The 24,211-nt window shown below is 72.5% G+C and carries 19 protein-coding genes; 9 read left to right on the top strand and 10 right to left on the bottom strand.

Going from position 1 to position 24,211, the window contains the following annotated elements; translation table 11 throughout:
• Positions 1–95: 95 nt before the first annotated feature.
• Positions 96–1,196 carry a YlbL family protein gene (locus tag LUU90_RS17200; protein ID WP_275004880.1) on the bottom strand — a complete coding sequence of 367 codons (1,101 nt, stop codon included), beginning with the start codon at positions 1,194–1,196 and terminating at the stop codon, positions 96–98.
• Positions 1,197–1,369: 173 nt separating this feature from the next.
• Between LUU90_RS17200 and LUU90_RS17195 the strand changes: the two genes are divergently transcribed.
• The gene (locus LUU90_RS17195; RefSeq protein ID WP_275004841.1) at positions 1,370–1,915 is read left to right on the top strand and encodes a SprT-like domain-containing protein; all 546 of its coding nucleotides are present in this window, start codon (positions 1,370–1,372) and stop codon (positions 1,913–1,915) included.
• Between the two features lie 25 nt (positions 1,916–1,940).
• Here LUU90_RS17195 and LUU90_RS17190 read toward each other — a convergent pair whose 3' ends face one another.
• On the bottom strand, positions 1,941–3,470 hold the full coding sequence (locus LUU90_RS17190; RefSeq protein ID WP_275004839.1) for a zinc-dependent metalloprotease: 1,530 nt from the start codon (positions 3,468–3,470) through the stop codon (positions 1,941–1,943).
• Positions 3,471–3,622: 152 nt separating this feature from the next.
• Here LUU90_RS17190 and LUU90_RS17185 point away from each other — a divergent pair, with 152 nt between their 5' ends.
• Positions 3,623–4,678: a ThiF family adenylyltransferase gene (locus LUU90_RS17185; protein WP_275004838.1), complete on the top strand. Its 1,056-nt coding sequence runs from the start codon at positions 3,623–3,625 to the stop codon at positions 4,676–4,678.
• An 82-nt stretch (positions 4,679–4,760) separates the two neighbouring features.
• Here LUU90_RS17185 and LUU90_RS17180 read toward each other — a convergent pair whose 3' ends face one another.
• On the bottom strand, positions 4,761–5,126 hold the full coding sequence (locus LUU90_RS17180) for a WhiB family transcriptional regulator (protein ID WP_274993364.1): 366 nt from the start codon (positions 5,124–5,126) through the stop codon (positions 4,761–4,763).
• Between the two features lie 561 nt (positions 5,127–5,687).
• The gene (locus tag LUU90_RS17175; RefSeq protein WP_275004837.1) at positions 5,688–7,712 is read right to left on the bottom strand and encodes an ATP-dependent helicase; all 2,025 of its coding nucleotides are present in this window, start codon (positions 7,710–7,712) and stop codon (positions 5,688–5,690) included.
• A gap of 88 nt (positions 7,713–7,800) precedes the next feature.
• Between LUU90_RS17175 and LUU90_RS17170 the strand changes: the two genes are divergently transcribed.
• Entirely contained in the window at positions 7,801–8,082 is a 282-nt protein-coding gene (locus LUU90_RS17170) for a mycoredoxin (protein WP_275004836.1), read from the top strand.
• 107 nt (positions 8,083–8,189) lie between these two features.
• Here LUU90_RS17170 and nudC read toward each other — a convergent pair whose 3' ends face one another.
• A complete protein-coding gene (gene nudC / locus LUU90_RS17165) occupies positions 8,190–9,083 on the bottom strand; it encodes an NAD(+) diphosphatase (protein WP_275004835.1) in 894 nt (297 codons plus the stop codon).
• A gap of 133 nt (positions 9,084–9,216) precedes the next feature.
• On the opposite strand from nudC, the gene LUU90_RS17160 reads away from it, so the two are divergent.
• The 3 genes from LUU90_RS17160 (at position 9,217) to LUU90_RS17150 (ending at position 11,586) form a co-directional block, all read left to right on the top strand.
• A complete protein-coding gene (locus LUU90_RS17160; RefSeq protein WP_275004833.1) occupies positions 9,217–9,549 on the top strand; it encodes a PadR family transcriptional regulator in 333 nt (110 codons plus the stop codon).
• Entirely contained in the window at positions 9,546–10,505 is a 960-nt protein-coding gene (locus LUU90_RS17155; protein WP_275004832.1) for an HAAS signaling domain-containing protein, read from the top strand. Before LUU90_RS17160 ends, LUU90_RS17155 begins: the two co-directional genes overlap by 4 nt.
• Before the next feature lie 160 nt (positions 10,506–10,665).
• Entirely contained in the window at positions 10,666–11,586 is a 921-nt protein-coding gene (locus tag LUU90_RS17150) for a macrolide 2'-phosphotransferase (RefSeq protein ID WP_275004831.1), read from the top strand.
• A 56-nt stretch (positions 11,587–11,642) separates the two neighbouring features.
• Here LUU90_RS17150 and LUU90_RS17145 read toward each other — a convergent pair whose 3' ends face one another.
• The 3 genes from LUU90_RS17145 to LUU90_RS17135 form a co-directional block, all read right to left on the bottom strand.
• A complete protein-coding gene (locus tag LUU90_RS17145) occupies positions 11,643–15,095 on the bottom strand; it encodes an ATP-dependent DNA helicase (RefSeq protein WP_275004830.1) in 3,453 nt (1,150 codons plus the stop codon).
• Positions 15,092–18,442, bottom strand: a complete 3,351-nt coding sequence (locus LUU90_RS17140) for an ATP-dependent helicase (RefSeq protein WP_275004828.1) — start codon at positions 18,440–18,442, stop codon at positions 15,092–15,094. Before LUU90_RS17140 ends, LUU90_RS17145 begins: the two co-directional genes overlap by 4 nt.
• A gap of 88 nt (positions 18,443–18,530) precedes the next feature.
• Positions 18,531–19,658 carry a DUF3152 domain-containing protein gene (locus tag LUU90_RS17135; protein ID WP_275004827.1) on the bottom strand — a complete coding sequence of 376 codons (1,128 nt, stop codon included), beginning with the start codon at positions 19,656–19,658 and terminating at the stop codon, positions 18,531–18,533.
• 239 nt (positions 19,659–19,897) lie between these two features.
• Between LUU90_RS17135 and LUU90_RS17130 the strand changes: the two genes are divergently transcribed.
• From LUU90_RS17130 to LUU90_RS17120, 3 genes are all read left to right on the top strand, one after another.
• Positions 19,898–20,119: a DUF3107 domain-containing protein gene (locus LUU90_RS17130; RefSeq protein ID WP_275004826.1), complete on the top strand. Its 222-nt coding sequence runs from the start codon at positions 19,898–19,900 to the stop codon at positions 20,117–20,119.
• 314 nt (positions 20,120–20,433) lie between these two features.
• A complete protein-coding gene (locus LUU90_RS17125) occupies positions 20,434–22,101 on the top strand; it encodes a DEAD/DEAH box helicase (protein ID WP_425596249.1) in 1,668 nt (555 codons plus the stop codon).
• 80 nt (positions 22,102–22,181) lie between these two features.
• On the top strand, positions 22,182–22,478 hold the full coding sequence (locus tag LUU90_RS17120) for a DUF1905 domain-containing protein (RefSeq protein ID WP_275004825.1): 297 nt from the start codon (positions 22,182–22,184) through the stop codon (positions 22,476–22,478).
• A gap of 53 nt (positions 22,479–22,531) precedes the next feature.
• Here the strand turns inward: LUU90_RS17120 and LUU90_RS17115 are convergent, their stop codons facing one another.
• Positions 22,532–23,167: a MarC family protein gene (locus LUU90_RS17115; protein ID WP_275004823.1), complete on the bottom strand. Its 636-nt coding sequence runs from the start codon at positions 23,165–23,167 to the stop codon at positions 22,532–22,534.
• Complete coding sequence (locus LUU90_RS17110) at positions 23,164–24,012, bottom strand: PHP domain-containing protein (protein WP_275004822.1); 849 nt, start codon at positions 24,010–24,012, stop codon at positions 23,164–23,166. The genes LUU90_RS17115 and LUU90_RS17110 overlap by 4 nt, the downstream gene beginning before the upstream one ends.
• Positions 24,013–24,211 lie beyond the last annotated feature (199 nt).

Raw genomic sequence — 24,211 nt, 5'->3', positions numbered from 1 at the left:
CCAGGTGGAACGGCCGGGCTCTGCTCAAGGTTCCCGGCACAAGGTTCCCACATCCTCCAGATGTACAACACACGGTCAACATCTGCACCGGGAGGTCAGGAACACGTCGGGAGGTCGCTGCCCTCGCCCCGCCCGATCTGCTCGACGGCGTCGCGCGCCTCGGCCAGGGTCGCCACCCGCACGACGTCCAGCCCGTCAGGCACGCTGCCGACAACCTGGGGGCAGTTGTCCGCCGGGGCGAGGAACCACGTGGCACCGTCCCGGACGGCCCCGTACAGCTTCTGCTCGATGCCGCCGATGGGGCCCACCGTGCCCTCGGGGCTCATCGTCCCGGTACCGGCGATGACCTGGCCGTTCGCCTCGTCCTCGGACGTCAGCTTGTCGATGATGCCGAGCGCGAACATGGTGCCCGCGCTGGGTCCGCCGATGTTCTCGATCTCGATGGAGACGTCCACGGGGAAGTCGTAGTGCGGGTCGATGAAGACGCCGAGCACCGCCCGCTCACCGTTGCCCGAGGTGGTGATGTCCACGTCCGTCGTGCGCTTGCCCCGCTGCACGCCGAGCGTCACGTCGTCGCCCGGCTTCGTCTCGGCCAGGCCGTCGATCAGGTCCGCGTAGGTGCCGACCGGCTCGCCCTGGAACTCGACGATGACGTCGCCCTCGTTGAGCTTGCCCTCGGCCCCGGAACCCGGCTCCGTACCCGCCACGTCCAGCACGGCCGGCACGTCGTAGCCGAGCTCGGTCAGCGCGGCCGCCGTGGCCGACTCCTGCGACGACACCATCTCGGCCTGGCTGAGCTCCTGCTGCTGCTCCTTGGTGGTCGCCTCGGGGAAGATCGCTTCCACGGGCAGCACCGAGCGCTGCGGGTCGAGCCAGCCCTGGATCACCTGACCGGACAGCATCGGGTACCCCGGTCCGCCCAGCACCGAGACCGTCGTCAGGCGCAGCTCGCCCGTCGACTCGTACGTCCGGGCGCCCTCGATCTGGATCAGGTTCCGCTGGAGCGTGTCCTCGGTCGGCCCGGGCGAGCGCATCGCGTACGGCGTCGGCACCACCAGTGCCACTGCGGAGAGAACGGCTGTCAGCAGCAAGGACACGCCCAGCGTCACGGTGCGGCGCGTGACGGGGGCGACCACGACCGGCGAGTCGTCGAAGGGTGACGGCTCGGGTTGCGGGGCGTGCTGGCGGTCGCGCATATCGGTCACCGGCCCATCATTCCTCACTTGGCTGAGGTTTCCGTGAATGTTGCCCGACGGCGACGCGGGCACCTGATCGCGCCACGCCAACCACTACGCCGTCGTGCAAAGATTTTCCACTTGAACGGTGTGTTATACCCCACGTCACGCCGATAACACGCTACGGTCGTGCCGTGGCCCACGACGCCCTGACGTCCGTGGAGGTGCGCCGGAGCCGCCGTCGCACCGCCACGGTGAGCGCATATCGCGACGGTGGACGAACCATCGTCGCCATTCCTGCGCGCTTCTCTCGGGCTCAGGAACGAGAGTGGGTGGCGAAGATGGTCGCGCGGCTCGAGGACAAGGAGCGGCGCCGCCGCCCGTCCGACCAGGAGCTCATGGACCGCGCCGGGGAGCTCTCCGCCAAGTACCTCGACGGCAGGGCCAGGCCGTCCAGCGTGCGCTGGTCGTCGAACCAGGGCCGTCGCTGGGGCTCGTGCACGCTCCTCGACGGCTCCATCCGCATCTCGACCCGCGTCCAGGGCATGCCGTCCTGGGTGCTCGACTACGTGCTGCTGCACGAGCTGGCGCACCTGCTGCACGCGGGCCACGGCCCGGAGTTCTGGCGGATCCTCGAGGTCTACCCCAAGACCGACCGGGCGCGCGGCTTCCTCGAGGGCGCGTCGTTCGCCCAGGACGACCCGGGTCAGATCACCTCGGACGACGGAGACGACGACTGACGTCGGCGGTCGCGGCGTCCGAGAACTACTTCGGATCCTCGGACGGGTTGTCCTTGCCTGAACCGTCCTCGGTCGGGGCGTCCTCGACCGGTGAGTCCTCTGTCGGGGCGTCCTCGGCAGGACCGTCCTGGACGGCGCTGTCCCCGGTCGAGGTCTCGCCGATGAGCGGGTCCTCGCCGAAGATCTCCTTGAGCGCCGCGTCGACGTCGGCGTGCTCGTTCTCCGCCGCCTCGCGGCGCACCAGGTAGCCCGACGGGTCGTCGAGGTCCCGGGTACCCGGCAGCAGGTCGGGGTGGTCCCACACGGCGTCGCGCCCCTCCGGTCCCTGGGCGCGGGCCACTATCGAGAACAGGGTCGCCGCGTCGCGCGACCGGCGCGGGCGCAGCTCCAGCCCGACCAGCGTCGAGAACGTCTGCTCGGCCGGTCCGCCCGCGGCGCGCCGACGTCGGATCATCTCGCGCAGCGGGATGGCGTGCGGCAGGTGCGGCAGGGCGGCCATGGCGCTGACCTCGTCGACCCAGCCCTCCACGAGGGCGAGGGTGGTCTCCAGGTTCAGCAGCACCGACTTCTGCTCGTCCGTGTTCTGCAGCCCGAACACCCCACCGGACAGAGCGCTGCGCAGCGCGTCGGAGTCGGCGAGGTCGATGTCGCGGACCTGGGACTCGAGCGCGTCGAGGTCGATGGTGATGCCGCGCGCGTAGCGCTCCACGATCGACAACAGGTGCGACCGGAGCCACGGGACATGGGTGAACAGGCGCGCATGCGCGGCCTCACGGACCGCGAGGAACTGCCGGACCTCCTCGAGCGGGGCGTCCAGCCCTTCTGCGAACGCGGCCACGTTGGTGGGCAGCAGCACGGTGTCGGAGCTGTCGAGCAGCGGCAGGCCGACGTCGGTGGCGCCGAACACCTCGTGCGAGAGCGTTCCGGCGGCCTGGCCGACCTGCATGCCGAACACCGCGGAGCCGAGCCGGCGCATCATCTGGGCCGGGTCGAGCGCACCGCCCAGCCCGTGCAGCACGCCGGCGGGCATCCCCGGAATGGCCTCACCATCGTCGATGCCCTCCGGGAGCTGGTCACGCAGCACCGTCGCCAGCGCCTCCGAGACGGAGGAGGCGACGGGAGCCGCCAGCTCGTTCCACACCGGGAGCGTGGCCTCGACCCACTCGGACCGGTTCCAGGCGCGCCGCGTCCCACCGGCGGGCGGGAGGTCGGTGACGGCGTCGAGCCAGAGCTCGGCCACGGCCAGCGCGTCGATGGCCTCCTTGGCCTGCTTTCCCGTCAGCGACGGGTCGCCCTTGCTCACGGCGACCTGCCGCGCCACGTCGTGCGCGACGTCGGCGTTGACCGGTCCGGTGCCCTCGGCCGAGAGCATCTTCTGCACCTGGGCGAGCGCGTACTGCATCATCACCGGGTCGGGCGGTCCGCCGAGGGCGGTCGGGTCGATGCCACGCTCGCGCATCTCGGCCATCACTTCGTCTGCGCCGTCGCCGAGCATGGAGCGCAGCATGTCTTCCCACGACTGGGGGTTATCGCCGGGCTGGTGCTGGTCGCTCATAGAGTCACCGTAACCGGGTCCGCAAGATCTGCGCCGTCCATTTGGCTCTGGGCGCACACGGGAACTTCCAGTCCCCGACCTGCTTTGGATATACCTCTGGAACTGTGGACGAGGGCCGGAGGCGCGCACCGCCGTCGGGCATGGTTGTCCGCATGAATTCCCCTCCTCTGCTCCGGCTGCGGCCCGGCACACCGGTGCTCAGCCGCGGCGGCGGCCAGGTGCAGTGCGGTTCCGACCCGCGCTGGTCGTTCGTGCTGTCGGGGCTCACCCCGGCCGAGGAGACGTGGCTCGAGGAGATCGCCGAGAGGCGGCACGTGACGGTCGAGCAGTCGGCGGCGCGCTGCGGCGTTCCCGCGGAACGGCGCGACGAGATCATGACCGCCCTGGTCCGGGCGGGAGTGCTCGTCCCCGTGCCGGGTACGGTCGGCGTGGTCACGGCCCCGGCCGACGGCGCGGCCGACGCGACGGTGCTCGGCATGCTGCGGCCCGACGGCGCGGGGCTCGCCACCCTCGCCGACCGCGCGCGGCGGGTGGTCGGTGTCGTCGGTCTCGGGCGGCTGGGCACGGCGGTCGCGCTGCACCTGGCGACCGCGGGCGTCGGCGGGCTGCTGCTGCACGACCCGCTGCCGGTACAGGTCACCGACGTCGGGCTGGGCGGCCTGCGGGCGGTCGACGTCGGGCAGGCGCGGGACGACGCCGTCCGGTCCCTGCTGGCCGAACGCGCCCCGCGTGTGACGGTGCGGGTGGACAGCAGCAGGGCGGGTGGGGCGGGGCTCGACGCGACAGACCTGGACGTCGTCGTGGTCACCGAGCCGCATGCCGCGCACCCGGCTCGATACCGGCGCCTGCTCGGCCTCGGTGTGCCGCACCTGCCGGTGGTGGTGCGGGAGGCGGACGTGGTGGTGGGGCCGTTCGTTCGGCCCGGCCGGTCGGCGTGCGTGACGTGCGTGGACCTGGCCCACGCCGACGCCGACCGGGAGTGGCCGGCGCTGGCCACCCAGCTGCGCAAGGTGGCGGAGCCGACGCACGAGGCGACGCTCGCCGCCGTCGCAGCGGCGACAGCCGCGGGCCAGGTGCTCGCCCAGCTGGACGGGCACCGGCCCGCGGCGGTCGGTGCGTGCCTGGAGATCTCGCTCCCGGCGGGGCTCCCCCGCGCCCGGCCGGCGGAGCCGCACCCGCGCTGCGGGTGCGTGGTCCTGCCGGCCTGACGTCTGATACCCCGTCGGGTGCGGGCTGTTCGTCGTTCGAGGCCGATCGGCCCGACGGACAGCCCGCACCCCGCACGGCGGATCAGGCAGCGGCGACGTTCTCCGACTTGCGCGGCCGGCCACGGCCACGCTTACGAGCGACGACGGCGCCGTCGACGAAGACCTCGCCGCCCCAGACACCCCAGGGCTCGTTGCGCTCGAGAGCGCCGGCGAGGCAGCCCTGCATCAGGGGGCAGGTGCGGCACAGGGCCTTGGCCTGCTCCACCTGGGTGCTGTGCTCGGCGAACCACAGCTCCGGGTCGTTGGTACGGCACGGCAGCAGTGTGTCCATCAGCCGGTTGAACTCCGCCGAGTCCGAACCGGTCCCGCTCGTGGCGGGGTGTTGAGGCGGGTCCCAGGGGCCCGAGCCGCCCTGGGGAAGAGTGTCGAGGAGCGCAGTGAGGCGCACGGTTGTCTCCTGTGTCCTGTATGGATGAACGTCGTCGGTGAACGTCTGGGGGAACAGGACCCCGGGCTAGATCCCTGCCGGCCGGCCCTGTGGGGGCCGGGTCTCCGGGCAAGAATGAAGGCCGCGGGTCCTAGATGGACTCCGCGGCCTGGATGACTCGGTCGTTAGACCGGCGAGTCTCCTGGAGATGCGGAGTCGGGTGCGAGAGCGGACGGCTTGCTGCCTCCGCGGTGAGTGCGCACGCGGAAAGACAGAGCTGCGCCGGTTGCCGGGACCTGCTCGTTGCCGAGCACGTACGCGCACACCTGCAGATCTGCCTGCGAAATCTGGTTCATCTCCAAGACACCCACCTCCTCACTCGAATCCGGGCCAGACCTTAAGGTCTCGCCCACTGCCGTCAGGGACATGTGAACACTATGCCGGGCCGCCGGGGCGAGCCAACTCTTTTTCCAAACTTTCTTGAGAAGTTTTTCGCCGGTCCCGAAACGGCCGGCTGGGCAGCCGTCCCGGGACCCCCGAGCCACTCGAAAGTTCCCTCACCGGACCACCTGACAGACCAGCTCAGGAACGCGACGCGCCCGGTGCACTCGCCACGATCGCGAGGATCGTGGCCCCGTACCTGTCGATCTTCGCGGGTCCTATCCCGTCCACGCGAGCGAGTTCGGATATGGCCGAAGGTCGGATCTCCGCGATGGCCGCCAGTGTCGCGTCGGTGAGCACCGTGTACGCAGGCTTGTCCGTCTCTCGCGCCACCTCGAGGCGCCAGTCGCGCAGGGCGTCGAACAACGCGACGTCGTGCTCGCCCGTCAGGTGAGCCCGGGCCTGCCCCTTCGGCACGCTCCGGCTCCTGGGTGAGCGCGGATCGTCGGGCCACAGCCCGTCGAGGAACCGGGTGCGCTTGCGCGTGGCGCGCCCGCCCGGGTTCCGCGCACGCCCGTACGAGAGCTCCAGATGCTCGCGGGCGCGAGTGATCCCGACGTACAGCAGCCGGCGTTCCTCGTGGACCGCGTCGTCGGTCTCCGCCAGCGAGATGGGCATCAGCCCCTCGCTCATGCCGGCGAGGAAGACGGCGTCCCATTCCAGGCCCTTCGCCGCATGCAGCGAGGCGAGCGTGACGCCCTCGACCGTGGGTGCGTGCTGCGCAGCGGCGCGCTCGTCGAGCTCGGCGACGAGCGCCGCGACGGTCGCGGGGCTCTCCTGGGTCGCGGCAGCGGCCAGGTCGTCGGCGAGCGAGACGAGGGCCTGCATCGCGTCCCACCGTTCCCGCGCGGCGCCGCGTGCGGCGGGCGGCTGGTCGGCCCAACCCGCGGCGGCGAGGATGTCGCGCACCTGGTCCGGCATGGGCAGCGCCGGGTCGGCCGAGCGGGCGGCGCCACGTAGCAGCAGCAGCGCGTCGCGCACCTCCTTGCGCTGGAAGAACCGCTGGCCGCCGCGCACGAGGTAGCCCACCCCGGCGTCGGCGAACGCGGCCTCGAAGGCCTCCGACTGCGAGTTCGTGCGGTACAGCACCGCGATCTCGCTCGGACGCACACCCGACTGGATCAGCCGGGCCGCCCGGGTGGCGATGCCCTTCGCCTCGGCCTCGTCGTCGTCGTACGCCACGAAGCCGACCGGCGGGCCGGGCTTGCGCTGCGCGACGAGCTCGAGCGCCTGCTGCGCGCCGCCGCCGCGACCCGCACGCTTGAGCACCTGGTTGGCGAGGTTCACCACCTGCGGCGTCGAGCGGTAGTCCCGCACGAGGCGGATCTCCTGCGCGTCCGGGTAGGTACGCCGGAACTCCAGGAGGTGGCGCGGCGAGGCGCCGGTGAAGGAGTAGATGGTCTGCGACGGGTCGCCCACCACGCAGAGCTCCTTGCGGCCCCCGAGCCACTGGTCCAGCAGGAACTGCTGGAGCGGCGAGACGTCCTGGTACTCGTCCACGACGAACCGCCGGTACTGCGAGCGCACCTCGTCCGCCACGATCTTGTGGCTGTTCAGCATGTCGCCGAGCATGAGGAGCACATCCTCGAAGTCGATGACCTCGCGCTCTGTCTTCACGTCCTCGTAGGCGGTGATGAGGCGCGACACCGTCTGGGGGTCGTAGCCCGACGGCGACTCGCGGCCGGTCACCTCCAGCGCCTTCTCGTAGTCGTCCGCCGCGATGAGCGAGACCTTTGCCCACTCCACCTCGCTGCTCAGGTCGCGGACGGCCACACGGTCCACGCTGAGACCGAGCCGGCGTGCCGCCTCCGCGATGACCGGCGCCTTGTGCTCCTGCAACCGGGGCGGAGCGCCACCCACGACGCGGGGCCAGAAGTAGCCGAGCTGGCGCAGCGCCGCGGAGTGGAACGTGCGGGCCTGCACCCCCTGCACGCCGAGCTCACGCAGGCGGGTGCGCATCTCTCCCGCCGCGCGGGCCGTGAACGTCACGGCCAGCACGCTGGTCGGCTGGTACACGCCGATGCGGACCCCGTACGCGATGCGGTGGGTGATGGCGCGGGTCTTACCCGTGCCCGCACCCGCGAGCACCATGACCGGGCCGGTGAGCGCGAGGGCCACCTCACGCTGCTCGGGGTCGAGGGCGTTCAGGATCGCGTCGGGGCTCATCGGTCCAGGATGATTCGAACCGGCGGCGGAGTTGGTCTGGGTGAGCATCGTCTGCGATTCTCGCAGCACCCACTGACAAGGAGTACTGATGTCCGAGACGACCACGCCGGCCGGCCCGCCCCTTCCCGCGGACGGCACGGTCCTCATGTACTCGACCACCTGGTGCGGGTACTGCCGTCGGCTGCGTACGCAGCTCGACTCGGAGGGCATCGGCTACACGGTCATCGACATCGAGCAGCACCCGGAAGCGGCGGCCTACGTCGAGCAGGTCAACGGCGGCAACCAGACGGTCCCCACGGTGATCTACCCCGACGGCTCGGCGGCGACCAACCCCAGCCTGGCGGACGTCCGCCTAGCCCTGGCGAACTGACCGGGGCTGGGCCGGGCTGGGTGGTCGGCAGAACGTCAGGTAGTCGGCGGTTCGAGGTGCCGACCATCTGACGTTCTGCCGACCATCAGCTTCCAGTCGTTGCCAGCTCAGTCCTCGATGCGGGCGCCGTACCAGTCCTCGATCAGGGAGCGGGCGATCGAGGCCCGCCCGGGCAGACCCAGGTGGCCGTCGGCGACAGCCGCGGCCATCTCCTCGCGCGTGAACCAGTCGGCCTCGGCGATCTCGTCCTCCTGACGCACGAGGCGCGTGCTGGTCGCGCGGGCACGGAAGCCGAGCATGAGCGACGCCGGCAGCGGCCAGGACTGGCTGCCGCGGTACTCGATCGAGTCGGGGTCGACGACGACCGCGACCTCCTCCATCGTCTCGCGCACCACCGCCTGCTCGAGCCCTTCACCCGGCTCCACGAAGCCGGCGAGCACCGACCGGCGACCCGGCCCCCACTGCGGGCCGCGGGCCAGGAGCAAGCGGTCGTCGACGTCGGTGATCGCCATGATCACCGCGGGATCCGTCCGGGGGAACTGGTTCGTGCCGTCGGTCGGGCAGTGTCGCACCCAGCCACCCTGCGTCACCTCGGTCCGCGTGCCGCACCGCGGGCAGTGGGTGTTGACGGCGTGCCACTGGGCCAGGGCGATGGCCTCGACGACGAGCCCTTGCTCCAGGTCCGGCTCGTCGAAGTTGCGCAGGCCCGCCCACTCGACGTCGAGGTCGGGCTCGGCGTCGGCGTCAGCCAGGACCGCGGCGAGGTACGCGACCCCCTCGGCCTCCCCGAGGAAGAGGTGGAGGCCGACGCCGAGGTGCGCGACGTCGTCGGGCGGGAGGAGCGCGACGCGCTGTCGGGCGATCGCCGCCCGGTTGCCGCGCACCACCAGCACCTTGGTGCCGTGCTCCTTGAGGAGGTCGCCGACGAGGCCGGGCTCGGCGCGGCGGTGCGCGGCGCGGTAGTGGGCGGCACGGGCGAACGGGAGGTCGAGATCTGGCACAGGACTGACCCTAGCCGCCGGCTCCCGCCCCCGAATCCCGGCCGTGCGGACGGCACACCGGCGCGGCGAGCATGGACCTTGCCTAGCAAGACTTGTATTGCAAGTCTTGCTACGCAAGGTTACGGTTCCCGTCATGACCGAAGAGCGCATCGCAACGAACCTCCGCAAGGGAGTGCTCGAGTACTGCGTGCTCGCGCTGCTCTCCCACGGCGAGAAGTACGGCCTCGAGCTGGCCGACGACCTCACCACGCGCGGGCTCATCGCGAGCGAGGGCAGCCTGTACCCGCTGCTGGCCCGCATGCGCGAGAACGGGCTCGTCGAGCCCCGATGGGACGCGTCCGGCACCGGACGCCCTCGCCGCTACTACGCCATCACCGACGACGGCACCGACCAGCTCAAGGCCTTCGCACAGGTCTGGACGTCGCTCGCCGCAGAGGTCAACGCCCTGCTGGAGGGATCGCGATGACTGAGGAAACCACGACGACAGAGAAGACCACGATGAACGAGGGGACCACCATGCCTGAGGAGACCGAGATGAACGCGAGCATCGAAAGGGCCTACCTCCGCGACGCCGGCAAGCGCCTGAAGGCGCTCACCCCCGAACAGCGTGACGCGGTGCTCGACGACGTCCGGGCCCACTTCGCGGAGGCCGCGGACGCGGGCCGCTCCCCGGAGCAGGCCGCCGAGGGCCTCGGCGACCCCGCGACGTTCACCGAACGGGTACGCGCCGAACTGGGCCACGAGCCCGGCCGGACCGACCGCATGTGGCGCATCCTGCAGTGGCTCGCGACCGGTGTCGCGGTCTTCACCGCGATGTTCGTGACGTACCTGTTGCCTGACACCCGCGGCGACGAGTTCGACGAGCCGGGCTTCGAGATCGTGCTGCTTCACCTCGTCCCCGCGCTGATCGCAGTGCTGCCGATCCTCGTGCCGGCGCGGGCCCGCAGGATCGCCACCATGGCGGCGGCGATCGTACTGACGGTGGTGAGCTTCGCCGTCTTCGAGAACATGTACGACCTCTACTTCTTCCTCCCCAGCGCCATGCTCACGTGGGCGGCGCTCATCGTGCCGGTCATCGCCCGCAACGGTCGGCCGGCGGCCGGCTGGCGCATCACCGCCGGCGTACTCACGGCTCTGCCCGCATCGTTGGCCCTGGTCGGCGGGCTCGCCGGCAGCTGGGACGTGACGGTCGAGGTCGTGCTCTACACCGTCGCGTTCCTCCTGCTCGGTGTGCTGATCGCTCTCGGGAAGTCGTGGGCCGGCATCGTCCTGGCCGCCGTCGGTGTGGCGCTGGTGATCGAGTCCACGCTCAGTCCGGGACTGCTCGTGCTCGGCGTGTGGTGGGCGGGTGGTCTGCTCCTCACCGTCGGTGTGAGCCACGCCCTCGCGTGCGCTCGGCCGCGTAAGACGGCACGTGCGTAGTGCTGCCGGGTCCCGCCAGAAGAGCCTGATCAAGAGATGACGCGTGGCGTCGCCGGTGCACCCCCTCGGCGGCGTCACGCGCCTCTCCGGGCCGTGCGGGAGCGGGGACACACCTTCGCCCTGTGCCATGGCACCGCGGACACTGCAATACGGTGAGCACGTGTCCCGCTCGCCCCTCGCTCTCGCCGCCCTCTCGACTGCAGCCGTGCCCGGTCTCGACGCCCAGTCGGTCCGCGTCGGCGACGTCTCGGGCGACTACGACGTCGCCGTCGTCACGGGACAGGACGACCAGGAGTGGGTGGTGCGCGCGCCGCGCACCACGGTGGCCGGCGCGGCTCTGGAGGCCGAGATCGAGCTGCTGGACGCCCTCCGGCTGTACATCGACACCGGCGTGCTCCCGTTCGTGGTGCCGCAGGTGGCGGGCTACGCGCTGCTGCCGGAGGGTGGCCGGGCGGTGGTGCACCGGCGGATCATCGGCAGCAACCTCGACGTCGAGTCGCTGGAGCCGGGCCCCGGGCTCGCCGCCGACCTCGGCCGCGCCATCGCTGCCATCCACGAGCTGCCGACCTCGGTGGTCGAGACCTGCGGCCTGCCCAGCTACACGGCGTCCGAGTACCGCGAGCGTCGCCTCACCGAGGTGGACGAGGCCGCGAAGACCGGGCGGATCCCGCCCACACTGCTACGGCGCTGGGAGACGGCGCTCGAGGACGTGTCCCTCTGGAAGTTCAAGCCGGTCGTCGCGCACGGTGACCTGGCGCCCGACCAGCTGCTCGTGGACCGGCAGCGCGTCGTCGCGATCTCCGGCTGGTCGGAGGCCCGCGTCGCGGACCCTGCCGACGACCTCGCCTGGCTCATCGCGGCGGCCCCGCTCGAAGCCGTCGACTCGATCATGGAGGCGTACCAGCTGCGGCGCACGGAGCTGAGCGACTCACGGCTCGCGGAGCGCGCGATGCTCGTGGGCGAGCTGGCGCTCGCGCGGTGGCTGCTGCACGGTGTGCGGCACCGGTTGCCCGAGGTCGTCGAGGACGCCACGTCGATGCTGCGGGACCTGGACGAGGCGACGCTCGAAGAAGGGGCGTAGCGGTCGGTCGGCAGAAGGTCAGGTGATCGGCATTCCGAACTGGATCACCTGACGTTCTACCGACCGTCCGATCCGACCTGCTCGCCCCGGATGAGCGCCTCCAGCTCCGCCTCGTCGAGCAGGCGCTCCGGCCGGACCGTGGTGTCCGAGCCCACGTAGTAGAACGCGGCGCTCACCTGGTCCAGCGGCAGGCCCGTCCAGCGGGACCACGCCAGCCGGTACACGGCGAGCTGCACCTCGCGGGCGGTCCGGGCCGCGGCGTCGAGCGGCTCGCGCCCCGTCTTCCAGTCCACGACCACCACGGCGTCCGGACCGACGGCCGGGTCCCGGAAGACGGCGTCCATGCGGCAGCGCAGCATGACCCCGGCCACCGGCGTCTCGACGTCGGCCTCCACCGCGATGGGCGTACGAGCCGACCACTCCGAACCCAGGAACGTGTCGCGCAGCTTGTCGAGGTCGGTGTCCTCGGGGAGGTCGTCGTCCTCGGCGCTGGGCAGGTCGTCGACGTCGAGCAGCGTGGCCGACGTGAAGAACTGCTCGACCCACTCGTGGAACCGGGTGCCTCGGCGAGCGTGCACGGTCGGCTGCACCGGCACCGGACGGCGGAGCTGCAGGGCGAACGCCCCTCGGTCCGCGGCGAGCCGCACCAGGCCGGACGCTGACACGTGGGCCGGGAACGCGACCTCCCGGTCCGCGTGCCGGTCGCGCTCCGCAAGGAGCATGCGGGCGAGGTCGACCAGGTCATGGCCGGCGGCATCGGTGACCGCACCCCGCGGTGCGGTGAGCGCATCAGCCGGGAGGCGCATGGCGGCGAGCGCGACCAGGCGCTCCTCGGCCGCCTCGTCCACGAGTCCGGCCGTGGCGCGCAGGACGTCGCGCGCGGTCAGGAGCTGCCCGCCGGCGGCGTCCTGCCCGGTGCCGGCCTGGTCGCGGCCACTGTCCGGTGCGGGCCAGACCGCCGTCAGCTCCTCGGCGTTGCGCGGGTTCTCGGCATCCGGGGCCGGCATGGGTGCCCAGAGGTCGGTGGCGACCAGACCGGCGTCGGCCAGTTCGGCGAGGAACGGCGAGAGGCCGCGCGGGCGGCTCGCCGTGCCCCACCAGGACGCGGTGAGGAAGAGCTCGCGCCGGGCACGCGTGAACGCGACGTATGCCAGCCGACGTTCCTCGGCGAGGCGGTGCTCGCCGCACTCGTACTTGAACTCGTCACGCAGCGCGATGAGGTCCTTGGTGTCAGAGGCCCGTTCCCAGGCGAAGTCCGGCAGGTCGTCGGCATCGCCGCGCAGGTGATAGGGCAGCTCACCGAGGTCGGACAGCCAGCCGGACGACGACTCCCCCGACCGCGAGCCGCGGTCCCACGTGGGGAAGGCACCGTCGGCGAGGCCGGCCACGGCCACCGCGTCCCACTCCAGACCCTTGGCGGCGTGCGCGGTGATCACCTGGACGGCGTCCGGGTCGGGCTCGTGCACCGGCATGTCGAGGCCGCGCTCCTTCTCCCCCGCCACACCGAGCCAGGCGAGGAACGCACCGAGCGTCGCCGTGTCCGACGACTGGGCGAACGACGCCGCCACGTCCCGGAACGCGTCGAGGTGCTCCCGCCCCCGGTCGCTCACCGCACCCCCGACGCCGGCGCTCGTCAGAGCGGCCGCCGTGGCAGCCTCTACGTCGAGCCCGAGTGCGCGTTCGGCCTGGACCACCAGCTCGGGCAGGGAGAGATACGTGAGGCCCCGCAGGTCCCGCAGCAGCCGGGCCAGGGCCGTCAGACGCAGGTGCGCGTCCTCGGACAGCACCCGGCCGTCACGTGCAGGCTTTCCCACCGGCGGAAGGTCGTCGAGCGCGTCGACGATCGACCGGTGGTCCGAGACATCGCCCTCGACGACACGGGGGTCGTCGACCGCTTCGCCGTCGAAGCCGTCCGCGGCGTCCACGGGAGCGGCGGCCGCCGCGGCCCGGCGAGGGTCGTCCAGCCGCGCCAGGTCCGCCGCCCACGAACCCAGCGCATGCAGGTCGGAGGCCCCGAGGTTGAGGCGCGGGCCGGTGAGCAGGCGAAGCAGCGAGTCACCACGCGACGGGTCGTGCGCGGCCTGGAGCAGCGCGACGACGTCGACCACCTCGGGCGTGGACAGCAGGCCGCCCAGGCCGACCACCTCGACCGGGAGGCCGCGGCGGCGCAGCGCAACCTCGAGGATGGGGAACTGTGCTCGGGCGCGGCAGAGGACGGCGGCGGTGGAGCGGCCGTCCGGGTGCGCGCCGGAGCGCCAGCGTGCCGCCACCCACTCGGCGACAGCCTCGGCCTCCTCCTCCAGCGTCGCGGCGACGTGCGCCGCCACCACGCCCTCGCCGGCTCCTGGACGCAGGTCCAGCGGCGGCACCTCGACGTTCGTGCCCGCACCGGTCCGCGAGCGCAGCGGGCCCGACACGATGTTGGCGGCGGTGAGCACCGCGGCGTCGTTGCGCCACGACGTCGAGAGGTAGTGCACGGCGGCGGGGGCGCCGTCGTCACGCTGGAAGCGGCCGGGGAAGCGGGCGAGGCCTGCCGCGGAGGCCCCGCGCCAGCCGTAGATGGACTGGTGCGGGTCGCCGACGGCGGTCACGGGGTGGCCGCCGCCGAACAGGCCGGTCAGCAGCTCGACCTGGGCGTAGGACGTGTCCTGGTACTCGTCGAGGAGCACCACCTCGAACCGTGCGCGCTCGGCGGCGCCCACGAGGGGCACCTCGCGGGCGAGCTGGGCGGCGAAGGCCACCTGGTCGCCGAAGTCGAGTGCCTCGGCGATGCGCTTGCGACGCCGGTACTCGACGACGAGGTCCACGAACCGGGCTCGCTCGGCGACCGAGCTGATGAGCTTGTCGACGTCCTTGGTGCGCTTCTTCTGCTTCGGTCCGAGCGGGATGGACTCGAGGTGCTCGGCCATCTCGGTCAGGCGGTCACGGGCGTCGGCGGGGTCGACGAGGTGCTCACCCAGCGCGCCGGAGAGGGCCACGACGGCGCCGGTGACGGTGCTGACCGCCTTGTCGGTGCCGAGGTCCTCGTCCCAGGACTCCACGACCTGGGAGGCGAGCTGCCACTGCTCCGCCTGGCCGAGCAGACGGGCGCTCGGCTCGACGCCGAGGCGCAGGCCGTGGTCGGCGACCAGGGAGGCGGCGTAGGCGTTGTAGGTGGCGACGGTGGGCCGGTCGAGGTCCAGACCGGCCAGCGCCTCGCCCGACTCCTCGCCCAGTGCCCGGTTGAGCTGGGCCAGGCGAGTCTGCACACGCTGGGTGAGCTCGCCGGCGGCCTTGCGCGTGAAGGTCAGGCCGAGCACCTGCTCGGGCTGGACCAGCTTGTTGGCGATGAGCCATACGACGCGCGCGGCCATGGTCTCGGTCTTGCCGGAGCCGGCGCCCGCGACGACGAGCGCGGGCTCCAAGGGCGACTCGATGACACGGACCTGCTCGTCCGTGGGCTCGTGGCGGCCGAGCAGCCGGGCGATCGCACGCGCGGACAGCCGGATGTCCGGCTCGGGCCTGGTCACTCGACCACCTTCCGTCCTTCGGGCTGCAGCGGGCAGGAGCGCCGCACGGCACACACCTCGCACAGGTCGTTGTTCTTCGCCGCGAACTGCGCCGCGGCCATCGTGTCCGCGGCGCCCACGACCGTGTCGCGCGCCCAGCTGTTGCCGTCCTCGTCCGGGACCAGGGCGGGCTGGTTCCGGACGCTCGCCGACACCGTCTCGGTGCCGACGTAGACGAGGCTCGCGCCCTTGCTGACCGTGCCCTCCGGCAGATCGAGCGCGCCCTCCTCCACGGCGAGCTGGTACGCGCCGAGCTGTGGGTTCTCCGCCGCCTTGTCCTTGCTCGCCGCCGACTTGCCGGTCTTGAGGTCGGCCACGGTCACGCTGCCCTCGCCCGCGTCCTCGACGCGGTCGACCTGGCCCCGCAGCCGGGCACGACCCACCTGCAGGTCGAAGTCGGCCTCGACGAGCAGCGGCTCCCCCGAGTCCGCCACGTAGTCGGCGAGCCGCTCGACCATCCGCTCAGCACGCTTGCGGAGCTGCAGCGACGGCCATCCCTCGGGCAGCGCGAGCTCCGGCCAGCGCCGGTCCAGCTCCTTCTTCAGCTCGGTCAGCGAACCCTTGGGATAACTCTGCGCTATCGAGTGCAGCAGCGTGCCCAGGGTCTGGTGCGTGGCATCCGGCTTGGTACCGCCCGCGGCCTCGAACGCCCAGCGCAGCGCACACGTGGTCACCGTCTCGACCTTCGACGGCGACACCGTGACGGTGTCCTGCGCACCCCACAGCGGGACCTCGCTCGACAGCCCGGCGACGCCGTACCAGGTGCTCGGGTCCGCCTCGGCGACACCGGCTGCCGAGAGGTCCGCGAGGAGCGCGGCAGCAGGCTGGTTGCCCGGCGTCGACAGCGCGGCCGCACGCACCAGCTCCGAGCGGGCAGCTGCCACCACGCCGCGCAGGTCGAGCGGCGGACCGACCGGAACGCGCCGGGGGTCCGGTCCGTCACCGCCGTCGTCCCGTGGCGACACGAGGTCGCAGAACACGCTGGGGGCCTCCTCCGTGTCCTCCACGGCGGTGACGAGGAGGCGCCGTCGGGCACGGGAGACCGCCACCGCGAAAGCACGCAGCTCGTCGGTGAGGACCTGGCGGCGAGCCTCCGCGCCGACGACCCGCCCGTCCTCCGAACGGCCGGCGATGAGCTCGACGAGCGCCTGCGAGCCGAGCAGGGAGTCACGCAGGCGCAGGTCGGGCCAGACGCCGTCCTGCACACCAGCCACGACCACCACGTCCCACTCGCGCCCCGCGGCGCCCGGAGGCGTGAGCGCCTCCACAGCGCCCGCGCCCTGGGCCGATGCCGCCAGCGAGTCCGCCGGGAGGTCCTGCGACGCCAGGTAGTCGACGAACGCAGCGACCGGGGCGCCCGGCATGCGGTCCACGAACGTCTCCGCCGCGCGGAAGAGGGCGAGCACGGAGTCGAGGTCCCGGTCCGCTCGCAGCCCGGCCGGACCACCGCTGAGGGCGGCGGCGCTCCACCGCTCCGCCAGACCGGTAGCCGCCCACACCGCCCAGAGCACCGTCTGCGCCGTGGCGCCGGGCTCCCCCGCGGCCTCTCGCCCTGCGGCGAGGACCCGGGCCACGGCGAGCGGCCCGCGCCGCACCTGTGTCGGCAGCAGGGCCGCACGTGCCGGGTCGGCCAGCACCTCGACCAGCAGCGCGTCCGACGTGCGGCCTCCGCCGGCCGCCAGCTCCTCCGACCGCAGCGCGCGCCGCAGCCGGCGGAGCGCCACGGCGTCGAGACCGCCGATCGGCGAGATGAGCAGCAGCGCCGCCGTCTCGGGGTCGAGCACCGGCTCGCCGCCGTCGAGCTCCTCGGCGATCAGTGCCTCCAGGCTTCCGCGCGGCGCGCCCGCACAGGTCTTCACGGCCGCCAGCAGCGGCGCCACGGCGGGCTCGTCGCGCAGCGGCAGGTCCGACCCGAGCAGCGCGACAGGCACCGACGCCGACACCAGCTCGCGCCGCAGCGCCGCCAGCCGTGTACCGCTGCGGGCGATCACCGCCATCCGCTCCCACGGCGTGCCACGCAGCAGGTGCTCGGCCCGCAGCTCGCGGGCGATCCAGGCCGCCTCCTGGGCCGCGCCCGAGAGCACGGCCACCTGGACGGACGACGCGGGCTCCGCGGGCGGCTCCGTGCCGCCAGTGCTCGCCGTCGTCCCCGTCTCCGGAGCCTCGGCCGGTGCGTCGAGGGCAGGCGTACCTACGGCATGCTCAGGCGTGTAAGCCGTCGCGCGTCGGTGCAGCGCGCTCGCCGACACCGGGATCCGGTTCGTCACCGCGCGGGTGACCGCACGCAGCTCAGGCGGCTGCCGCCAGACCGTGCCCAGCACCACCGTCTCGGCGTCGAACGCGCCGAAGGCGCGACCGGGTCCCGCCGGCGCCGCGGCCCGGCCCGTGAGCCCGGGTGCGGCACCACGGAAGGTCTGGACGGCGGAGTCCGGGTCCGAGAGCAGGACCAGGCGCGCACCGTCGTCGTGCAGCACGCGCAGGAGCCGGACGGTGGCGGCGGTGGCCTCCTGGTAGTCGTCCACCACCACCAGGTCCCACGTGGGCCGGGGCACGCCCGGCACCTCGTCCTCCCAGGAACGCAGCGACTCGGCGGCCTCGTCGATGACCACCGCGGGGTCGTAGCGCGGCCCGGCGTCCGGCGTGGCGAGCCGCAGCGCCATCGTGTCGAGGTACTCCTCGTAGATCTGCGCGGCCATGACCCACTCGGGGCGGTTGTTCGCGCGCCCCATCTCGTCGAGCTCGACCGGGCCAAGGCCCCGCTCGGCGGCACGCATGAGCAGGTCACGCAGCTCCTGGCGGAGTCCGCGCAGGCCGAGCGACTCCTCGGGCAGGCCGGGCGGCAGTGCGAGCGGCCGACCCTCGCCGGCTACGTGACCGGCGAGCAGCTCGGCGAGCACCAGGTCCTGCTCCGGGCCCGAGACCAGGGTGGGCGTCGGCTGCTCGAGCGCCGCGGCGCGCTTGTGGAGCACGGCGAACGCGGCCGACGAGGCCGTGCGCACCATCGGCGCACCGACCGTGCGCCCCGCCTGCGCCGCCACCTCGTCCCGTAGCCGCGCCGCGGCCCGGCGGGACGACGCGAGGACCAGCACGCGCTCCGGCCGCAGGCCGGCGTCGAGCGCCCGAACGGCGACCTCGCAGGTGACGGTCGTCTTGCCCGAGCCGGGCGCCCCGAGGACCAGCGTCGCCCGGTGGCTCAGAGCAGCCTCGACGGCAGCCGCCTGGGTGTCGTCGAGCGGCACGGAGACGGCAGCGTCGGAACGGTGCCCGGGTGGCGTCAGCCGAGGTGCGAGGGCGAGGGTCGGTGTCACGCGAACGATCGAACCACGAGCCACTGACACTCCCCGACGCCCCGCGCGGGGCCGTCGCCAATGCCCGTTTCGTCCTGTGGAAGGACACTCACTCCGCGGCGGGAGCCGGCGCGTCGGGCACCGGCCAGGGCTCGGGGATGCAGCCGCTCGTGGTGGTGGTCTGCTGCACCATCACCGTCGCGTGCTCGCCCTCGCCGGCGCACAGGTCGTGGTGGTACCCGATCACGTGCCCCACCTCGTGGTTCACGAGGTACTGCCGGTACCGCTCGGTGTTCTCCCACGCCTGGGAGCCCGTGGCCCAGCGCTTGAAGTTGAGCACCGCGGTCTCCTCGATGCCGCACGAGAGCTCACCGATCGTGTCCAGCGGGAGGCAGAGCCGGTCGGTGGTGCCGGGGCTCGCGAGCACCACGCGCGCGTCGTAGCGGTCGGAGTCGGTCCAGGCGAAGGTGGAACCGTCGGCGGCGTTCCAGCCGCGCGGGTCGTTCAGGGTGGCCAGCACGGACTCGGCGAAGATCTCCGGATCCACCGGCAGACCCTTCTCGACGGCGATCTGGACCCGCCAGACCTTTCCCTCCGTGGGCGCGGGACGGGACCCGCTGGCCACGACGAGCTTGCCGGACAGCTTCTCCTCGACGGCGATCCTCGTACCGATCAGGCCGGAGCCCGGCTCCGCCGTCGGGCCAGGGCTCGCGCTGGGACTCGGACCCGGCGGGGGCGGCGTCGACTTCTCCGGAACCGGCCCGTCGTCCGGAGCCGCGGACAAGGGCTCGCGCAGGTCGGACGCCGGCGGCTCGGGCAGATCCTCCCCCGCGGTGCCCACGCCGGCCCCGGTCCCCGAAGCAGCACCGGCCTCCGCGGCCGCATCCGGCGACGTCGTCGTCGTGGGGGGCGATGTCCGCTCGCCGGACCTGGCCGCCTCGTACACGTTCCGCACCGCCGCGGCCGCCTCCGCGCCCAGGCTGTCCTCGACGACCCCGGCCACCGCGGCCGCGGACGCGTCCGGCTCCGTGCTCATGGTGGCCGCCATGCCGCTGCCGAGGCCCACGGTGAGGCACAGGCCGAGGGCGACCATCGCGCGCCGGGGGTCCTGCGCAGCACGCCGCTTGACCTTCCGCGCCGCGGAACGGCCCGCGGCCACCCCCTCGGACAGGAGGCCTGCGGGCGCGCCTCCACGGGCGTGACTGCCGGCGCGCCGGGGGGAGGACGGTCTGCTCACGCCGACCATGGTGCCACGCACGCGACCATCCGCCCATGACCCCTGTCCACAGGGGGGCCGGCCCGCCCGACCCGCCCGGCCCGCCCGGTCCGCCCCGGTCCGCGGAGACATGTGCCGCCTCTCGTGTCGGCTCACGGCGAAACCGCGGGCCGACGGCGCCGCCGCGTGACTAGGATCGTCAGGCCGGGCCCCCGGACCACCGGGCGCACGGCGCAATCCCCGACCGAACTGGAGTAAACGTGGACGTCACCATCGGTGTGCAGAACCTGCCGCGCGAGGTCGTGGTCGAGACGGAAGAGAGCGCGGAGGCCGTCGCGACTGCCGTCAAGAAGGCCCTGACCGGTGGCACCCTCGAGCTCACCGACTCGCGTGGCCGCCAAGTGATCGTCCCCGGCGCCGCGATCGGCTACGTCGAGATCGGTTCCGAGGAGCAGCGCAAGGTCGGCTTCGGCGCGGTCTGAGCGAGTTGTACCCCGCGCCATGTGGCGGACGGCACACCCGCACGCGCCGTCCGCCACGTGGCGTTCATTACTAACGGGGCAGTTGAACGTGTTTCGCTCACCACACGGAAACATCGTGCGCGTACCATGAATGCCGTACATCGGTTGCCCGGTCGTCACGTTCCGACCCCCGAGCCTGTGCTCCGGTCTCACCCCTGAGGCCGCCCCGACAGGACGCGCAGCCTGGGTCAATCCCGGCGCGCGATGATTTTCACGATCGGCTGCCGCACGAAGGCGCGATCGCCGGGCCATGAGGGCCCACCGCGCCGCGAGAGATGAAGGCGCCAGTGACTACCACAGACACCCCGGCCGCAGACGCGGTCATCGAGACAAGTCCCGAGCCGACGACCGGTTCGGGCCCCGACTATTCCAGCCCGTCCGCCATCCAGGCGCAGAACGTGACCTTCGCGGACTTCGGTGTCCGCCCGGAGATCGTCGAGGCGCTGAAGGACTCGGGCATCACCCACCCGTTCCCGATCCAGGCGATGACCCTTCCGGTCGCGATGAGCGGCCACGACATCATCGGCCAGGCCAAGACCGGTACCGGCAAGACGCTCGGCTTCGGCGTCCCGCTGCTGCACCGCGTCGTCGCGCCCGGCGAGCCCGGCTACGACGACCTCGTCGCTCCCGGCAAGCCGCAGGCCGTCGTCGTGGTCCCGACCCGCGAGCTCGCGGTGCAGGTCGCGAACGACCTGAGCACGGCGTCCTCCAAGCGCAACGTCCGGATCGTCCAGGTCTACGGTGGCCGTGCCTACGAGCCGCAGATCGAGGCCATGAAGACCGGCGTCGACGTCGTGGTGGGTACGCCCGGCCGCATGATCGACCTGCTCAACCAGGGCCACCTGACGCTGCTCCGTGCGGCGACGGTGGTGCTCGACGAGGCTGACGAGATGCTCGACCTCGGGTTCCTGCCCGACGTCGAGAAGATCCTGGCCCGCACCCCCGCGCAGCGGCACACGATGCTGTTCAGCGCGACCATGCCGGGCGCCGTGGTCTCCATGGCCCGCCGCTACATGAAGCAGCCCACGCACATCCGGGCCGCCGAGCCGGACGACCAGGGTGCGACGGTCAAGAACATCAAGCAGGTCGTGTACCGGGCCCACGCCCTGGACAAGATCGAGGTGCTGGCTCGTCTGCTCCAGTCCGAGGGCCGCGGCCGCAGCATCGTGTTCGCGCGCACCAAGCGCACGGCCGCCAAGGTCGCGGACGAGCTGCAGACGCGTGGCTTCGCGGCCGGCGCGATCCACGGCGACCTGGGCCAGGGCGCACGCGAGCAGGCGCTGCGCGCGTTCCGCAACGGCAAGATCGACGTGCTCGTCGCCACCGACGTCGCCGCCCGTGGCATCGACGTCGACGACGTGACGCACGTGGTCAACTACCAGTGCCCCGAGGACGAGCGGATCTACCTGCACCGGGTGGGCCGCACCGGCCGCGCGGGCAACACGGGCACCGCCGTCACCTTCGTGGACTGGGACGACGTGCCGCGTTGGTCGCTCATCGACAAGGCGCTCGAGATCGGGTACCCCGAGCCGGTCGAGACGTACTCCACGTCTCCGCACCTGTTCGCGGACCTGAACATCCCCGAGGGCACGAAGGGCCGTCTGCCGCGGTCCGCGCAGCACCTCGCAGGGCTGGACGCCGAGGACGTCGAGGACCTGGGTGAGACGGGCAAGCGCAACAGCGGATCGCGCACCGGCGGCGGACGCTCCGGCGCACCCCGCTCGGGCGGCCTGCGCTCCGGTGCACCGCGCTCCGGCGGTCGGCAGGGCGGCTCGCACAGCGAGCCGCGTGCCACCTCGCGGCCGGACGACGCCGCCGTGGCCGGCAGCGACAGCGTCACCTCGGACGAGCGCCCGGCGTCGGACGGCGACGAGGACGGCGGCCAGCGCCGCCGCCGGAGCCGCAGCCGCCGTCGCACACGTGGCGGCCAGCCGGAGAGCTGACCCGCGCGTTCCCTGATCGAGCCTGTCGAGACGTCGTCTCGGCAGGCTCGATGTCTGAGGTGAGGCGTAGGTTGCTACCCGTGCAGATCGAGTTCACCGCTCCCCTGTGGCAGTGGCAGGTGCGTACCGACTCCTGGTGGTTCGTGACCGTGCCACCCGACCATTCCGACGAGCTGGCAGACCTTCCGCTGCCCCCGCGCGGGTTCGGTTCGATCCGGGTGCGGGTGACGGTCGGGAAGACCACCTGGACCACATCCGTCTTCCCGAGCGACAAGGACGGCGGCTACGTGCTGCCCATGAAGAAGAAGGTGCGGCAGGCCGAGGGTCTCGTCCCGGAAAAGCCTGTCTCGGTGACCCTGGAGACGATCGACGTCTGACATCGCGGCGGGTCTGACCGCACGATGCCGGACGCCCCGACGGACGCCCGGCGTCAGACCGTGCGCACGAACTCGATGACGCCGTTGGCGATCATCTGGGTCGCGATCGCCGCGAGCAGCACACCCGCGATCCGGGTCACCAGCGTCACGCCGGAGTCCTTGAGCACCCGGTGCACCAGCCCGGCGAACCGCATGGCGGCCCACGTGCAGATGCAGACCGCCACGATGCCGATGCCGATCGAGGCGTAGTGCCCCACCGGGGACTCCCCGGCGTGCACGCCCTGCTGCACGAACACCATGGTGGCCACGATCGTGCCGGGCCCGGCAAGCAGCGGCGTCGCCAGCGGCACCAGGGCGACGTTCTTGGCCGAGCCGCCGGCGTCGGTCCCGCCGGCGTCCATCTTGCCCATGAGCAGTTCCAGCGCGACGAGGAGCAGGAGCAGCCCGCCCGACGCCTGGAGCGCCGCGAGCGAGATACCCATGTGCTCCAGCAGCAGCTGGCCGAACACGGCGAACACCACGATCACGCCGAACGCGACGAAGATCGCGGTCCGCGCGGCGCGTCTGCGGTCGTGCGCCGTCATCCGGGAGGTCAGCGCCAGGAACACCGGCACGGTGCCGGGCGGGTCCATGATCACGAAGAGCGTGACGAACACCTCGGTGAAGAGTGCGACGTCGAACCAGCTCACCGGAGCACCTCGAGGGCTCCCTGCGCGGCGATCGCCTCGAGCACCTCGGGCTCCGTCGTGTTCTCACCGATGAGGTTCCGCTTGCCCGCGCCGTGGAAGTCGCTCGATCCCGTGACCAGCAGGTCCAGCGACTCGGCGATGTCCCGCAGCCTGCGGCGCGCGTCCGGGGTGTGGTCGCGGTGGTCCACCTCGAGCCCCGCGAGCCCTGCCGCGGCCAGCTCCTCGATGGTCGAGTCGGGGACCACCCGCCCGCGCGCATCCGCCCCCGGGTGCGCGAAGACCGGCACCCCGCCGGCGGCGCGGACCGCCCGGACGGCGGCGACGGCGTCGGGCGCGTAGTGGCCCACGTAGTACCGCGTGCCGGGGCGAAGCATCGTGGCGAACGCCTCGTCGCGGTCGTGCACGACACCTGCCGCCACCAGTGCGTCCGCGATGTGCGGGCGGCCGATCGTCGTGCCCGACTTCGTCTGGGCGAGCAGGTCGTCCCACGTGATCGGGTAGTCCTGGCCGAGGAGGTCCACCATGCGCCGGGCGCGGGACGTCCGGTCGTCACGGGTGCGCTCGGTCTCGGTGAGCAGGTCAGGATGGGTCGGGTCGTGCAGGTACGCGAGCAGGTGCACGCCGGTGCCCCAGCCGGTGGTCCGGGCGATCGCCGAGATCTCGGCACCGCGCACCAGGCCGATCTGGAACCGCCCCGCCGCCTCGGCCGCCTCGGGCCAGCCCGAGGTCGTGTCGTGGTCGGTGATGGCCAGCGTGGTGATACCGGCGCGTGCGGCGACCTCGACCAGCCGCGCTGGCGAGTCCGTGCCGTCTGACGCGGTGGAGTGCGTGTGGAGGTCGATCACTCCACCAGGGTAGAGATCCTCCGGCCCACCCGGCGTCGCGGACGGCGTGAGGTGCGGCACCCCCCGTCGTCCGCGACGGCAGGTGGGCCGCCGCACGATGCCCGGCCGCGGTGCTGCGAACCGCGGAGCATCAAGCCCACACAGCACGTTCACCGACCGTTCGGCCGTCGTACGCCGCCTGCCCCGGCCGGTCACGCAT

Source organism: Promicromonospora iranensis, assembly GCF_028994775.1.
GTDB classification, from domain to species: Bacteria; Actinomycetota; Actinomycetes; order Actinomycetales; family Cellulomonadaceae; genus Promicromonospora; species Promicromonospora iranensis_A.
This window is presented reverse-complemented; position numbering and strand designations above follow the sequence as displayed.